The 13,056-nt window shown below is 60.8% G+C and carries 14 protein-coding genes and 3 tRNA genes; 5 read left to right on the top strand and 12 right to left on the bottom strand.

The genetic code is table 11. The annotated features are described in order from the left end of the window. The 3 genes from J2X24_RS13950 to J2X24_RS13960 all read right to left on the bottom strand — a co-directional run. Window positions 1–389 (bottom strand): GTP-binding protein (locus J2X24_RS13950; protein WP_209722784.1); only part of this gene is annotated, 389 nt, incomplete at its 3' end. Window positions 390–435: 46 nt separating this feature from the next. Continuing rightward, window positions 436–509, bottom strand: a tRNA-Gly gene (locus tag J2X24_RS13955). Between the two features lie 45 nt (window positions 510–554). Beyond that, window positions 555–638: transfer RNA gene (locus tag J2X24_RS13960), tRNA-Tyr, on the bottom strand. Window positions 639–805: 167 nt separating this feature from the next. Here J2X24_RS13960 and rlmB point away from each other — a divergent pair. The 3 genes from rlmB to J2X24_RS13975 all read left to right on the top strand — a co-directional run bounded on the left by rlmB (window position 806) and on the right by J2X24_RS13975 (window position 3,214). Continuing rightward, window positions 806–1,696, top strand: a complete 891-nt coding sequence (gene rlmB, locus J2X24_RS13965) for a 23S rRNA (guanosine(2251)-2'-O)-methyltransferase RlmB (protein WP_209722787.1) — start codon at window positions 806–808, stop codon at window positions 1,694–1,696. Window positions 1,697–2,003: 307 nt separating this feature from the next. After that, complete coding sequence (locus J2X24_RS13970) at window positions 2,004–2,753, top strand: YjbE family putative metal transport protein (RefSeq protein WP_209722790.1); 750 nt, start codon at window positions 2,004–2,006, stop codon at window positions 2,751–2,753. An 11-nt stretch (window positions 2,754–2,764) separates the two neighbouring features. Further along, window positions 2,765–3,214 (top strand): SRPBCC family protein, encoded by a 450-nt coding sequence (locus tag J2X24_RS13975; protein WP_209722792.1) that lies wholly within the window; start codon window positions 2,765–2,767, stop codon window positions 3,212–3,214. Here the strand turns inward: J2X24_RS13975 and J2X24_RS13980 are convergent, their stop codons facing one another. The 4 genes from J2X24_RS13980 to J2X24_RS13995 form a co-directional block, all read right to left on the bottom strand. Then, window positions 3,215–3,724 (bottom strand): DUF805 domain-containing protein, encoded by a 510-nt coding sequence (locus J2X24_RS13980; protein WP_342591097.1) that lies wholly within the window; start codon window positions 3,722–3,724, stop codon window positions 3,215–3,217. A gap of 39 nt (window positions 3,725–3,763) precedes the next feature. After that, window positions 3,764–4,282, bottom strand: a complete 519-nt coding sequence (locus tag J2X24_RS13985) for a DUF805 domain-containing protein (protein WP_209722798.1) — start codon at window positions 4,280–4,282, stop codon at window positions 3,764–3,766. Between the two features lie 55 nt (window positions 4,283–4,337). Next, the gene (locus tag J2X24_RS13990) at window positions 4,338–4,865 is read right to left on the bottom strand and encodes a DUF805 domain-containing protein (RefSeq protein ID WP_209722801.1); all 528 of its coding nucleotides are present in this window, start codon (window positions 4,863–4,865) and stop codon (window positions 4,338–4,340) included. Window positions 4,866–5,019: 154 nt separating this feature from the next. Further along, complete coding sequence (locus J2X24_RS13995) at window positions 5,020–5,433, bottom strand: DUF805 domain-containing protein (protein ID WP_209722804.1); 414 nt, start codon at window positions 5,431–5,433, stop codon at window positions 5,020–5,022. Between the two features lie 170 nt (window positions 5,434–5,603). Here J2X24_RS13995 and J2X24_RS14000 point away from each other — a divergent pair, with 170 nt between their 5' ends. Then, window positions 5,604–6,482 carry a dienelactone hydrolase family protein gene (locus J2X24_RS14000; protein WP_209722806.1) on the top strand — a complete coding sequence of 293 codons (879 nt, stop codon included), beginning with the start codon at window positions 5,604–5,606 and terminating at the stop codon, window positions 6,480–6,482. A 174-nt stretch (window positions 6,483–6,656) separates the two neighbouring features. Here J2X24_RS14000 and J2X24_RS14005 read toward each other — a convergent pair whose 3' ends face one another. From J2X24_RS14005 to metG, 4 genes are all read right to left on the bottom strand, one after another. Continuing rightward, complete coding sequence (locus J2X24_RS14005) at window positions 6,657–7,202, bottom strand: hypothetical protein (protein ID WP_209722809.1); 546 nt, start codon at window positions 7,200–7,202, stop codon at window positions 6,657–6,659. A 142-nt stretch (window positions 7,203–7,344) separates the two neighbouring features. Continuing rightward, on the bottom strand, window positions 7,345–7,758 hold the full coding sequence (locus J2X24_RS14010) for a DUF805 domain-containing protein (RefSeq protein WP_209722812.1): 414 nt from the start codon (window positions 7,756–7,758) through the stop codon (window positions 7,345–7,347). Then, window positions 7,755–8,159, bottom strand: a complete 405-nt coding sequence (locus tag J2X24_RS14015) for a DUF805 domain-containing protein (RefSeq protein ID WP_209722814.1) — start codon at window positions 8,157–8,159, stop codon at window positions 7,755–7,757. Before J2X24_RS14015 ends, J2X24_RS14010 begins: the two co-directional genes overlap by 4 nt. After that, a complete protein-coding gene (gene metG, locus J2X24_RS14020) occupies window positions 8,159–9,874 on the bottom strand; it encodes a methionine--tRNA ligase (RefSeq protein ID WP_209722817.1) in 1,716 nt (571 codons plus the stop codon). The genes J2X24_RS14015 and metG overlap by 1 nt, the downstream gene beginning before the upstream one ends. Before the next feature lie 160 nt (window positions 9,875–10,034). On the opposite strand from metG, the gene J2X24_RS14025 reads away from it, so the two are divergent. Continuing rightward, window positions 10,035–10,110: transfer RNA gene (locus J2X24_RS14025), tRNA-Thr, on the top strand. Window positions 10,111–10,269: 159 nt separating this feature from the next. Here the strand turns inward: J2X24_RS14025 and J2X24_RS14030 are convergent. Next, window positions 10,270–13,023, bottom strand: coding sequence for a glycosyl hydrolase family 28-related protein (locus J2X24_RS14030; protein WP_209722821.1), 2,754 nt, complete (start codon window positions 13,021–13,023; stop codon window positions 10,270–10,272). Window positions 13,024–13,056: the final 33 nt, after the last annotated feature.

The following is a 13,056-nucleotide window of genomic DNA, read 5'->3' on the forward strand; positions in this document are numbered from 1 at the left end:
GCAGGAACGCCGACCTGACGGGCCAGCAGGATGTGTTCGCGGGTCTGCGGCATCGGGCCGTCAGCGGCCGAAACGACCAGGATCGCGCCGTCCATTTGCGCCGCACCGGTGATCATGTTCTTCACGTAGTCGGCGTGACCCGGGCAGTCGACGTGCGCATAGTGACGGTTTTCCGTCTCGTATTCGACGTGCGCCGTGTTGATCGTGATGCCGCGGGCCTTTTCTTCCGGAGCCGCGTCGATGTCTTCGTACTTCTTAGCCGTCGCGCCGCCAGACTTCGCCAGCGTCATCGTGATCGCCGCCGTCAGCGTCGTCTTGCCGTGGTCAACGTGACCAATGGTGCCGATGTTGCAGTGCGGCTTCGAACGGTTGAATTTTTCCTTGGCCATAGGTCCAGGCTCCGTAATGCCCCGATGGGCTAAGGTTGAAACGTATTGGAGCGGGTAGACGGGATCGAACCGACATCCTCAGCTTGGAAGGCTGCTGCACTACCATTGTGCTATACCCGCCCTTGGGAAAGGGCTGATAAGTGGCCTGCCGGAGATGACGTGCGATGGTGGGGGAAGCAGGACTCGAACCTGCGAAGCTTACGCAGCGGATTTACAGTCCGCCCCCTTTGCCGCTCGGGACATTCCCCCAAACGCACTTAGGTCAATCTTGCCGACGCCTTAAACTCGACCTTTCGAAAAAGCTCAAGCCCGAAACGCAAAAAACTTTTCGCTTATCCAAGGGTTTGGTCGTAAAGACGACCCTCGAAAAAACTCAGAAGTCCTCAGCGAGGCCTCAAATCGGAGCGCGTCTTATAGTGTCGTCTTTTCACGAACGCAACGACCCCAAGCGGCATAAAAACAAAAACCGTGCACAAAATTTGCCGGAGCGCGGCAAAGGCCCGAAGCGTGAAGGCCCGCGCGGTGGCGGTGACGCGCCAAAACCTCAGAATGTTCAAAGGCATAAGGTCAGTGACGACGGCTGGCTGTGGGGCGTGCACGCGGTCGAGGCCGCATTGAAAAATTCCGCCAGGCCCGGACCGCTGAAGCTCATTTTGAGCGAGGAACGGGCCAAAAGCTTCAATCCGTCGGCCTATAAGCGCCAGGATATCCGCGTTACGGTGCAACAGATGAGCGATATCGCGCGGCTTTTGCCCCAAGGCGCGGTGCATCAGGGCATGGCCCTGCACGGTCCGGTGCTGGAAGGCGAATCGCTCGAGGACCTGATGGAGCGTGGAGATGGCGTGATCCTGATGCTCGATCAGGTCACCGATCCGCAGAACGTCGGGGCGATCTTCCGCTCGGCGGCGGCCTTCGGCGTAACGGGTCTGGTCATGCAGGATCGCCACTCCCCGCCCCTTCAGGGTGTTTTGGCCAAGACGGCAGTCGGCGCGGTCGACATGGTGCCGTTCGCGCGGGTGACCAACCTGTCGCGGGCCCTGGAGACGCTGGGTGAGAATGGTTACGTCAGTATCGGCCTGGCCGGCGAAGGCGAGCATCATCTGCACGACCTGCTTCAGCAGCAGGGCTGGCGGCAGTCGCTGACAAAGCTGGTGCTGGTGCTTGGGGCCGAAGGCGAAGGCATCCGCCGGCTGGTGGCCGAGCACTGTGATCATCTGGCGCGGATACCAATGCCGGGCGGCTTCGAGAGCCTCAATGTCAGCCACGCGGCGTCGATTTCGCTGTATGAGGCCTGCGCGCGGACGTGAAATAACCGGGTCCGGGTCATCGACCGCAGGCCCCGCCCACCGCCTTCGGCGGTCCCCCCTCCCCATAAATGGGGAGGGCGTAGGTTGTCCAATTTGCGGGCGTGGATGTCTATTCAAACCCCGTATCTTCGCCCACCCCATTTATGGGGAGGGGGGACCATCTGCGGAGCAGATGGTGGGCGGGGCCACGCCGCCAGTATCACGGGCGCCAGTGCTGCCATCGATTCCTCCCCTCGCCTTCGCTATGGACAATAGACCGGCGGCGCGAGTACCACTGCGTAAAGGTTAACTCTGCGCCGGCGAGACCATGTTCGAAGGCATCGATCCACACCTTATCTCCCAGGCCTCGGCCTTCTTCCAGGTCGTCTTCATCGACCTGGTCATGGCCGGCGACAACGCCGTCGCCGTCGGCCTGGCCGCCGCAGGCCTTGCGGCCAGGCAACGGCGCAAGGCGATCATGTGGGGCCTGGCCGCCGCCGTCGTTATGCGCGTCGGCTTCGTATGGGGCACGTCGTGGCTGCTCGGCATCGTCGGACTGCTGCTGGCCGGCGGCCTGCTGCTTCTGTGGGTGGCCTGGAAGATGTGGCACGAGCTCAATGAGCATCAGGCCGAACAGGCCAAGGCCAGTCTGGAAGACGCTACCGGCGTAGACGTCAACGCTTCCGCCGAGATGGGCGGCGCTGCTGTCAAGGCGGCAAAGCCGAAGTCCTTCCGAATGGCGGTGTTCCAGATCCTGCTGGCCGACCTTTCGATGTCGCTCGACAATGTGCTGGCGGTCGCCGGCGCTGCGCGTCACCACATTTCGATCATGGTGTTCGGCCTGATCATGTCGATCGTCCTGATGGGTGTTGCGTCGCACTTCATCGCCAAGCTGCTGCATAAGCACCGCTGGATCGGCTTTATCGGCCTGTTCATGATCCTCTATGTGGCGCTGAACATGATCTGGGAAGGCCACCGCGACGTCGTCGTCGATACCGGCAGGGTCGCCGGATACAACAAGATTGTGCCGGATTTTATGGATATTACGCCAGACCAGGCCAGGCATTTCCAGAGATAACAGGAGGCGCCATGCGTACGGATCGCGCGCACCGTCACATCAAGGCGACGCCCCAACGTATATATCGCGCCCTTACCGATCGCGACGAGGTCCAGGCGTGGCTGCCGCCCGAAGGCGCGCACGGCATTATCGAGGCGTTCGAGCCCAGGGCCGGCGGTGCATTTCGTATCACGCTCATGTTTGAAACCGATGGCGCCGGCAAGTCCTCGGCCAATACGGACATCGTCAGCGGCGTTTTCCTCGAACTGGTGCCGGACAGGTGTGTGCGCCAGCGCTTCGAGTTCACGTCCGACGACCCGGCCTTTGGCGGCGCCATGGACATGACCTGGACGCTGACGTCCATCCCGGATGGCACAGAGGTGTCCATTGTGGCGGAAAACGTGCCGTCGGGCATTACGCCTGAAGACCATCAGGCGGGGATGGCCTCATCCCTGGCCAACCTCGCCCGCCGCGTCGAATAGTTACGCCATGTCCTCGGGGATTTCCTCGTGATACCACTGTGGCATCGCGGCCTTTGAGGTCGACGGCCCGTATTTGTTGCCGCTTTTGGTGCCGGCCAGGAAGCCGCATTCGATCAGCCCCCACAGATTGCCGATCAAGGGCACCAGGCCGATCACCACCCACCAGCCCGAACGGCCCCGGTCGTGCCAGCGCTTGACGGCGATGCAGAAGCTCATCCACGTCACCGGCACCAGCAGCACCAGCGCGACCATCCATAGCCTGAAGCCAGGGTCGCCCAGGGCCACGCCCCGGCTAGCCGCCATCTCGCTGACGAACAGCAGAATGGCGGCGATAAACGCGGTCACGATACTCATGGTAAAATATCCGCCCCAGAAACCGGCCCGGTTCAACCGGCCATGGGGGCTCAGAAGCGCATCCGTCAGGCGCATTGGCATTCTCCCAGATCTGTTTTCAAAAAAACGACTCTTGGCGGCCGTTGGCGCGAAGGTAACACCGGTTTGCCGGGTCATATTTCACAATATCGCGAGGCGTTGGATTGCGACGCGTTTTCAGAAGACGTCAGGCGCGGCGGTGATGCCCTTGGGCGACGGTCCATAGCGGTTGGGACCTTTGGTGCCGTCGAGGATGCCGCATTCAACAAATACCCACAGCGCCAAAACCCCTGACACACTCATGATCGCCAGATATGCGATCTTTTCGATCTGCGTGCTGTTAACGCCACTCGGATCGTAGCCGAACGCGGCGACGGACAGAGCCAACTGAATGGGGCCAGTCAGTGCGAACCAGCCGCTACGGTTGCGGTCATGCCAGCGTTTGGCCGAGATGCAAAGACTGGGCACAAGAAACAACAACATGACCGTCCACAAGAAGAGCGCAATCGGAGTCGGATTAAGCTGCTGCCAGACTCCCATTTGAGGAACCATCATGGCCGGCTGGACGTCCCAGAAGACAGCGAGGCCAAGAACCTTTATTAGGCTAGATGTAATAAATACGCCAATCGCGCCCATCCAGTACGTGCGACGGCGGATTCGGCCCTTGGCGCTAAAAAGCAGGTGGATGATGTTCATGGAGCCCCCTTATCCAAACGTCATATCACCACGTCTGGCCGGGGAGTCGCAAGCGCTAGTAATACGCTTCCTCGCGGCCGTAATAGCCTACGGGCGGGCCATAACGATTGGTGCGCGGCTCACCGGCCATCAGGCCGCATTCGATGAAGGTCCACAGCAGGAAGGCTGCATAGGCCAGCGGGATGATCCGGACCAGGGTATAGAGGTCGTAGTCGTAATAGTCGCCCGGATATATCCAGTTGAGCGCGTAGCAGGCAATGCCGAGCGCCAGCACCACGCCGGCCAGCCAGCCGGTCTTACCTCGGTCGTGCCAACGCTTGGCGTTGAGGCACAGGATTGGCCACAGGGTCAGCAGAAACAGGATCATGTGGACGACCGCGACATCGCCCGGCAGTTCGTCGCCACGCGCGATCAGCACGTCGAGAAAGACCGGCGACAGCGTCCAGAAGCCGAAGACGTAATGCTGGATAGCCAGAACGGCCAGGTTGACCAGGATCGACCACAGCCAGTAGTCGCCCCGGCCGATGCGGCCATCGGCGCTGAACAGCATGTGAAGCACACCGCTGGACATCGAACGGAACATGACGGAACCCTCTCTCGTTTCCGGAGGATAGGCGCCGTGACGGGTAAATTTGCGACGGGAAAAGGCACGGCGCGATATAATGGCGGCGTTAAACATAAAAAGCCGGGCCCCGCTCCAGGGACCCGGCTCCTCTATTCTGGCGATCGACGATGGATCAGAACGCTCCGGCGGCTGAGCCGATGCCCTTGGGCGATGGGCCGAACTTGTTCGGACCGCGCGTTCCGTCAAGGAAGCCACACTCTATCAGGATCCACAGGCCGCCTATCAGGGGAATAAGCCCGACCAGCATCCACCAGCCCGACTTGTCGCGGTCGTGCCAGCGTTTGACCAGCACGGCCAGCTTCATCCAGATGGCGACCAGGCCGAAGATGTCGACGATGGGGTTGGTGACGACCGCCGACCACATGAAGCTGCCCGGACCGTAATTGGTCTCGCCGTGCGAGACGTGAATATTGCCGAACTGCCAGAACAGCCCGCCGTAAACGAAGCTGAGCACAAGGAAAAATATCCAGACGTGCAGACGGCGCGCCCGGCCTTCGAAGCTGAACAGGAACTGTACGAGTGACATGACGGTCTTCCTTTTCGGTTTCCTGCGATACGAATATAACGGGAGTCGCGCGCGACATACTGAATTCGGATTTAGTTTGTGAAACCTTCGTAACCCTGTTGGCGACGGAAGGCGGATGGGCGTACGTTGATAGCCAGGCAGGATGGGGCCGACGCGGAGGACGGGACGTAATGACTTCTCAGGACAAGAACGGGCCACAAATCACCCAGGCAATGATTGACGCCTATGACGACTTCACACACCGCACGCTGGACCGGCGCGGCTTCATGGAGAAGCTCACAGTCCTGGCCGGATCAGCGGCGGCCGCGGCGGTCATCGCGCCCATGCTGGCGGCAAGTCCCGCGGCGGCTTCGATCGTGCCGGACACGGACGCGCGCATCGCCCAGGAAAGCGTCACCTATGGCGAAATGAAGGGCTATGTCGCGCGGCCAAAATCGCCGGCCGGCGCGCTGCCCGGCGTCGTCATCATCCATGAGAATCGCGGGCTCAACGAACATACGCGCGACGTCGCGCGGCGCATGGCGCTGGAAGGGTTTATCGCCCTGGCGCCGGACTTTTTGACGCCTTCGGGCGGCACGCCGGTCAATGAGGACGAGGCCCGCGCCCTGATCGGCAAGCTGGACGCCGCGCGGACCCTGGCCAATGCGCAGACCAGCGTCGATTATCTGCTGGCGCGCACGGATACCGTCAAGGCGGTGGGCGCTGTGGGTTTCTGCTGGGGCGGCGCGCTGGTCAACCGGCTGGCGACGAAATCGCCGAATCTGAAGGCAGGTGTCGCCTATTACGGCTCTCAGGCTCCGGTGGCCGACGTGCCTGGCATCAAGGCGGCGCTTTTGCTTCACTATGCCGGCCAGGACGATCGCATCAACGCCGGGATCGAAGCCTATCGCAAAGCTTTAACAGATGCTGGCAAGACCTTCGAAATTCACATCTATGATGGCGTCCAGCATGCGTTCAACAACGACACGTCCGAGGCGCGCTACAACAAGGCGGCCGCCGACCTGGCCTGGGGCCGGACCGTGGCTTGGCTGAAAAAGTATCTGGTTTAGAACGGAGTCGTACCCCTCCGTCATCTTCGCATTCGCTCGATGCCACCTCCCCACTTCGTAGGGAGGAGGGTGTGCGTGGCCTTCCTCAATCTCCCTCCTCCCTATCGAAGATGGGGAGGGGGACCGCCGGCGGCGCGAAGCGACTGCGCAGCGGTGGAGGGGTATTACACATCGCTACCCCTCGCCCCGCCATCTTTTGATCGCGCGTCTCAACCACTCTGGCGCGCCAGACATCTCCGGCTGAGCCCCCGTCATCGCCGCCGCCCGCGCCTGCATCTCGGCCAACACCGGCACATCGTTGGCCAACCGTTCGGCATCCGTCGTGGCTGGATCGACATCCCACAGCCGGTACCCCACGCCGTCGGGCACGATATTGGTGCCGTATTTTTGCGGCAGGCCTTGATACATCAATGACCGATCGAGCGCCGCCGCCGCCAGCCACCGCGCCGGAGCGTGCCCCAGGTCGCGCGCCCTCGCCGCCAATTGGTGGCCGAAATAAGCTTCTTTGCTCGCGTCGCCATGATTGAGCACCCAGGCCGCCGCATAGAGCGCCTCAGGATCCTCCGGCCATCCATCGTTGATCAAGGCCTTGACGCGCTCCCTGCGGGCCTTGTCTCGCGCGCGCAGGCGGTCGTAAACCTCGCTGCCCGCCAACACATCGCGGTTTTCGGCGCGGTCCTCGAACATAAGGCGGAGAAGGTCTTGGTCGACATCGCTCATGCTCGAACCTTTACTCCCTCTCCCCGCCTGCGGGGAGAGGGTTGGGGTGAGGGGCCGGGAGTTACAAGCTGCGTCCAAATTGCCTGGCGCACTAACCTTCACCCCTTAAAAGAGGAGAAGGCACTTGAAGGCGTTCACTCCCCTACTCGAACACCTGTTCCGGATCGTTCACGCCCTTCGGCGACGGCCCGTACCGGTTCGGTCCCGGCGTCCCTTGCGCGAAACCGCATTCGATCAAGTGCCACAGAAGGGCCACGGCGCCAATAAGCGGCACATAGACCAGCCCCGCCAGCCAGCCGGACTTTTCGCGGTCATGCCAGCGCTTGGCGGCGACACAGCTCGACATGAAGACATATAGCCCAACTACCAGCAGACCGGCCGCGAGCGGAACGAATGCGGTGGTCTCCGTCTCGGCATAGTGCGTGTGCGCCTGCACCCAAGACACGATCAGCCGCAAGGTTATGCCGGCAGCCAAGGCGAGACTGAGGCTCCATATCCAGTAATCCCGGCGGCCTATACGCCCCTTGCCGCTGAACAGCATGGCGGTCCAGCTCATTCGAACACCTGCTCGTGATCACCCACGCCCTTCGGTGATGGCCCATACCGGTTCGGCCCCGGCGTGCCGTCCCGCAAGCCGCACTCAAAGAAGGTCCAGGCCCATCCCAGCACCGGAATCAGGTTGATCCGCCACCAGCGGTACGATCGGTTGATATCGTGCAGCCGCTTGATGTTCAACGCCGTGCCGATCCAGAAGAACGGAAACATAGCGGCGATGATCGTCAGGTTATGGAACCACTGAACGCCCATGCCGCTGCCGTCGAGCGCCGTGTCGACGAAAAATCGCATCAGCAACACGCACATGATGCCGTAACCGATCAGGTTTACGATCGACCACAGCCAGAAGTCCCGGCGGCGGATACGGCCCTCAAGCCCGAACAGTATCCGCCACAGCTTCATTACGCCTCGCTGCCGCCGAAGCGCTCGGCCCATTCAGCGACCTGGCTGTCCTCGATCTTGCGGAACAGAACCTCACCCGCCACCACGGCCTGCCCCGGCTTGAGCTGCGACAGCTCGGCCTTGGCATCCGTCGACGGCCAGTTAAGCGGCAGCGTCGCTCCCACGGTCGCGGCAATCTTTTCCGCCGCAAACGGAATCATCGGTTGCGCCAGCGCGGCGTAGAGCCGCACCAGGTTCAGCCCGTGACGCACGATCACCCCCGCCCTGACCGCATCGGTCTTCAGCGCGGTCCAGGGTGCGGCCTCCTGCAGATACTCATTGCCCAGCACCCAGATGCGGCGGACGGCCTGCGCGGCCTTGCGCATCTCCATCTCCTCGAAGGCCTGCGTCGCCTCTTCGAGCAACGCCGACAGATCAGCATAGAGCTTCTCTTCCAGCGGACCAGCCTCGCCGCCTTCCGGCACCACGCCGCCCATCTTGCCTTCAGCGAACTTGGTGATGCGGTTGACGAAGTTGCCAAGCACGTCAGCCAGGTCCTTGTTGATCGTCGCCTGGAACTGCTCCCAGGTAAACGAGCTGTCGGAGCTTTCCGGCGAATTGGCGATCAGGTACCAGCGCCAGTAGTCGGCCGGCAGCAGCTCCAGCGCCTGGTCCATGAAGACGCCGCGGTTCATCGAGGTCGAGAACTTGCCGCCGTACCAGTTGAGCCAGTTGAAGGCCTTCAACGTGTCGACCATCTTCCACGGTTCACCCGAACCGATGATGGTCGCCGGGAAGCTCACCGTGTGGAAGGCGACATTGTCCTTGCCCATGAATTCGACATAGCGCACATCGTCAGCGCCCTGATCAAGGCGCCACCAGCGCTTCCAGCCGTCGGGGTCGTTTTGCGCGTCGAACATCTCACGCGTGGCGCCGATATATTCGATCGGCGCATCAAACCAGACGTAGAAGACCTTGTTTTCAAAGCCCGGACGCGCCACGCCGTCCTTGCCTACGGGCACGCCCCACTTCAGGTCGCGGGTGATGCCGCGATCGATCAGGCCTTCTTCCAGGTGCTTGTTGGCTATGGCTTTCGCCAGGTGCGGCCAATTGTCGTGACTGGCGATCCAGTCGCGCAGTTGCGGCTCGACCTTGGTTTGCAGCAAATACAGATGCTTGGTGTCTCGAACTTCCAGATTGGTTGAACCGGACACAGCTGAATACGGGTTTTTCAGGTCGGTCGGATCCAGCAACCGGCCGCAATTGTCGCACTGGTCGCCGCGCGCCTTCTCATAGCCGCAGTGCGGACAGGTGCCTTCGACATAGCGGTCGGGCAGGAAGCGGCCGTCGTCGATGGAATAGACCATCTTGTCGGTGCGTTCCTCGATCAACCCGTTACGGTCCAGCGCATCGCAGAACATCTGGGTTAGTTCGCGATTCTGCGGCGACGATGAGCGGCCGAACCAGTCGTAGCTCAGGCCGAACTGCTCGCCGGCATTCTTCTGGATCAGGTGCTGCTCGTCGCAATAGGTGCGCACATCCTGACCGGCCTTGGCGGCAGCCAGCTCGGCGGGGGTGCCGTGCTCGTCGGTGGCGCAGATATAGAGGACGTCGTGGCCCCTCGCCCGCATGAACCGCGCATAGACGTCGGCGGGCAACATGGACCCGGCCAGATTGCCGAGGTGCTTGATGCCGTTTATGTACGGAAGCGCGGAAGTGATGAGGATGCGGGACATGGAGTGTGCTCTACCGGGATCATGGGGAGTCGATCGCAGACCTGTATTTTCTCGGCTTCTGCACAGCAAGCTTTATTTCGTTTGAAATTGCTCTGGACAAGCCGTTTTGGTCTCGGCATAAGGCGCGCCTTGCCAGTCGCATTGTCGGCTGGAACGGTTGGCCGGCTTAGCTCAGTTGGTAGAGCAGTTGTTTTGTAAACATCAGGTCACGGGTTCGAATCCTGTAGCCGGCACCACTCGCTTGTTACTCGTTATAGCGATATCGCTTATCGAAGCTGATAGCACCCACGTCTTTTTCCACGATCAACGGAACGAAGCGATCTCGCTTGCGGCAGCGATGATCTGACAGGCTCTTCAGCAGAGTCCCAAATCCCGGGCATGTGAAATCACAGCGATCAAGTTCTGGGCATCTTCCCCGCCTTCAGGTCCGTTACCAAGGCCGCGACGGTTTGCGACAGCAGCTTGACGGCGTTATCCAGGTCCTGCATGTCGGACTGCGTAGGCGCGGCCGTGTATGTTTTCCCGGCGTAGGCTGCATAAGCCGCCCGCGACAAAGTGCCCGACGGCGCGCCCCAGCCCGTCTGGACCCCTGACAGCGCCATATTGCCGGCAATACGTATCTCATCTGAAAAGTCAGCAAAGGCGGCACTGAACTTCAGCTCATCTAGCTTCGACCCATAATATCCAGTCAAGTGCCCCTTGCCGCCCGACGTGTCGGGATCATCGTCGCCAAACTGGATGTACCCGTAACCGCCGGTATGGGTGAACCGCATCTTGCCCCGACCAGCAATGTTCATGATCAGGTCACCGGTAAACGTCTCGCCCGCCTTGTTCGCGGCGGTATAGCCCAAGGCCGCCGTCACCACGGCCGAACTCAGGCCTATCGGCAAGGTGTACCATACGCCGGACCGGCGGGCGCACCAAGTTCCCATGCTACTTCCCGTCGCCGCCGGGATATCTGGATCGGCGTCGGCCGACCAGATCAGGGAGCCGTTGGCACATGCCGGCAGATTGGCAACCGTAAAGGCCGAGGCCTGATCGCGGATTGTTACAATAGTGCTGGCGCCGACATATCGGTTGGCGGCCGTTACGTTCGACAGCACGTTGTCCAGGCACTCAATGGGTCCGGCAATTCCAGCGCCAAAAACGAAGCCGTAGATATGCGCTGCAGCCGCGATCCCATCGATCTGATTGCCTGTGATTATGCCCTTGGTCCCCGACTGGATGTTGCAGAAAATCCCGAGAGTGGCGTTCTGCAACGGAATATTCATGGTGTTTCCGGAGATCACGAAGCCGCTGAGAAACTGATACCCCGGGTTGGCAACCTCGATGATGCCTTCGTTCAGCGGGGTGATGTTCGGCTCGATGACCTTGAATTCGTTCCCGATTATGGCGAGGTCCTTGAACGTATGCGGCGACGTGCCGGACACGACGATGCACTTGACGCCCTGCTCTTCGATCTTGTTACCGGACACGTTTACGCCGGCGATGGCGTGGTTATCCACTGCGATTTGCAGAAAATATTGCGAACCGACAGCGACATTGTTGATGATGTCGCAGTAGCCGCTTTTTAGAAGGATTGCTCCTGCCTGGTTGGTGAGGATAGCAGTGGTGTAACCCTGGAACTTGTTGCCGTCGAGAACGCCGCCGCCGATCTCGATGCCGGCGCCGCCTTCGTTCGACCACGCATAGTTTTTCCAGCCCTGAAAATAGTTGGCGCGCTTTACAATCTGCGCACACCAATATTCCCTGATGCAATTGAATTGATTATCGAACACACAATCTTCGATCACCGTCGACGATTGAGTGTACTGCGTACCACTAATATTAGGCCCCCAAAGGCCAATGCCATCGCCCGACGTCTTCTGGCTGTAAGCGTTGAACTGAATTTTGCTGATGTGCGACGCATATTTCGACGTGATCTTGAGACAATCACCGCTATAGTTGTCGATCAACGCCGTTATGCGTGCGGACGATATCTCGCCTGGGCCCGCTGCCCCGCCCGCGCCATAGACGGTGATGTGCGACGTCAGGGCAATCGCTGAGTTCTTGGCGTAGCGCCCAGCGGGGATAAAGAGCGGGCGTCCAAGATACGCCGCTGCTTCGAAAGCATCTTGCAGGAAGGGCGCATCATCTTGGCTTTCGTTCCCCTTGGCGCCGAATGCCTTGGCGTTGAGGGCGACATCCGACATTTCCCAATAGGCGCCGTCCGCCGACTGAAAATAGCCAGGGTGCGACGGAGCAGACACGACGCGCCTATAGGTCGAACCGCCCCCGTCGCCCGCTGCGTAAAACCCGTTCGTCAGCACGGTGCTGGCCGCCGCTTCAATCATTGCCGCTTCAGCCAGCGCCTTCGAGGCAAAATTACCTAGCGCCCCGATCGCGGCGGCCTGCGCTGTCGATAATGGCAATGCCGCTTCGTGATCCGTCCAGTCGCTATTCGTCAGGCCCGCGCCAAGCTCATAGGTCTTACCGTCCGACAACACCTTGACGCGCATCCCCTCTTCACGATGGCCCGCCGGGATCGCGTTGCGGGCGGTGATATCCGCCACGCCTGTGCGATATCCGCCCTTCATCAGATTGGATACACGAACGTGCCTGCCGGTCGTCTCGTTGTCATTCTCGAAAATGTCAATGCCGTCCGCTGTCAAGACGCTTGCCGCGTCCCAGCGAAAGATGCCGCCATCCGCACCAGTCACGATGACGGTTTCGCCGTCGCTAAGATCTTCCAGTGCCTGCATGTCGTCAACGGCCGCCAGGAAGACAGCTGCTCGGAACGGCGTGGCTTCGACGAGGTGCCCGCCGTCATCCGCAGCCAGAACCACATTGTTTGAAACGGCGTTCGTTATCGTAATCGCCGTGCCGCCAGCGAAGCTGACTTTTGAGACGTAGGCGGTGTTGCCGGAATTGACGCCGGTCGCAGCCGACGTGTCCCAGACAACGTCGCGGGTCAAGGTGGTCGAACTGGTCAGCGTGCCGTAGCCGATCTCCCAGACCGAGCCCTGCACGGCAGTATAGGCGACCTTGTCACCAGTGTTGAACACCGCTGAAAAAGCACGATGGGCCGCGGAGGCGCCCTGAAGGGTAAAAGACCCTATTCCGGAAGCTGTGGCAGATTCCGAGACGCGATTAGCCTGTTTCAGTGCCATGGGCATGAACTCCTAAGCGGATAGTTGTGGAAA

The sequence above is a fragment of the Asticcacaulis solisilvae genome (assembly GCF_017875235.1).
GTDB classification, from domain to species: domain Bacteria; phylum Pseudomonadota; class Alphaproteobacteria; order Caulobacterales; family Caulobacteraceae; genus Asticcacaulis; species Asticcacaulis solisilvae_A.

What these genes read in the sequence shown, in the direction of transcription:
- J2X24_RS14015 (WP_209722814.1), bottom strand. Translation starts at nt 8,159, where the DNA reads ATGAAGCTGTGGCGGATACTGTTCGGGCTTGAGGGCCGTATCCGCCGC.
- J2X24_RS14000 (WP_209722806.1), top strand. Translation starts at nt 5,604, where the DNA reads ATGACTTCTCAGGACAAGAACGGGCCACAAATCACCCAGGCAATGATT.
- J2X24_RS14005 (WP_209722809.1), bottom strand. Translation starts at nt 7,202, where the DNA reads ATGAGCGATGTCGACCAAGACCTTCTCCGCCTTATGTTCGAGGACCGC.
- J2X24_RS13980 (WP_342591097.1), bottom strand. Translation starts at nt 3,724, where the DNA reads ATGACCCGGCAAACCGGTGTTACCTTCGCGCCAACGGCCGCCAAGAGT.
- J2X24_RS13985 (WP_209722798.1), bottom strand. Translation starts at nt 4,282, where the DNA reads ATGAACATCATCCACCTGCTTTTTAGCGCCAAGGGCCGAATCCGCCGT.
- J2X24_RS13995 (WP_209722804.1), bottom strand. Translation starts at nt 5,433, where the DNA reads ATGTCACTCGTACAGTTCCTGTTCAGCTTCGAAGGCCGGGCGCGCCGT.
- metG (WP_209722817.1), bottom strand. Translation starts at nt 9,874, where the DNA reads ATGTCCCGCATCCTCATCACTTCCGCGCTTCCGTACATAAACGGCATC.
- J2X24_RS13970 (WP_209722790.1), top strand. Translation starts at nt 2,004, where the DNA reads ATGTTCGAAGGCATCGATCCACACCTTATCTCCCAGGCCTCGGCCTTC.
- J2X24_RS13990 (WP_209722801.1), bottom strand. Translation starts at nt 4,865, where the DNA reads ATGTTCCGTTCGATGTCCAGCGGTGTGCTTCACATGCTGTTCAGCGCC.
- J2X24_RS14010 (WP_209722812.1), bottom strand. Translation starts at nt 7,758, where the DNA reads ATGAGCTGGACCGCCATGCTGTTCAGCGGCAAGGGGCGTATAGGCCGC.
- J2X24_RS13975 (WP_209722792.1), top strand. Translation starts at nt 2,765, where the DNA reads ATGCGTACGGATCGCGCGCACCGTCACATCAAGGCGACGCCCCAACGT.
- J2X24_RS14030 (WP_209722821.1), bottom strand. Translation starts at nt 13,023, where the DNA reads ATGGCACTGAAACAGGCTAATCGCGTCTCGGAATCTGCCACAGCTTCC.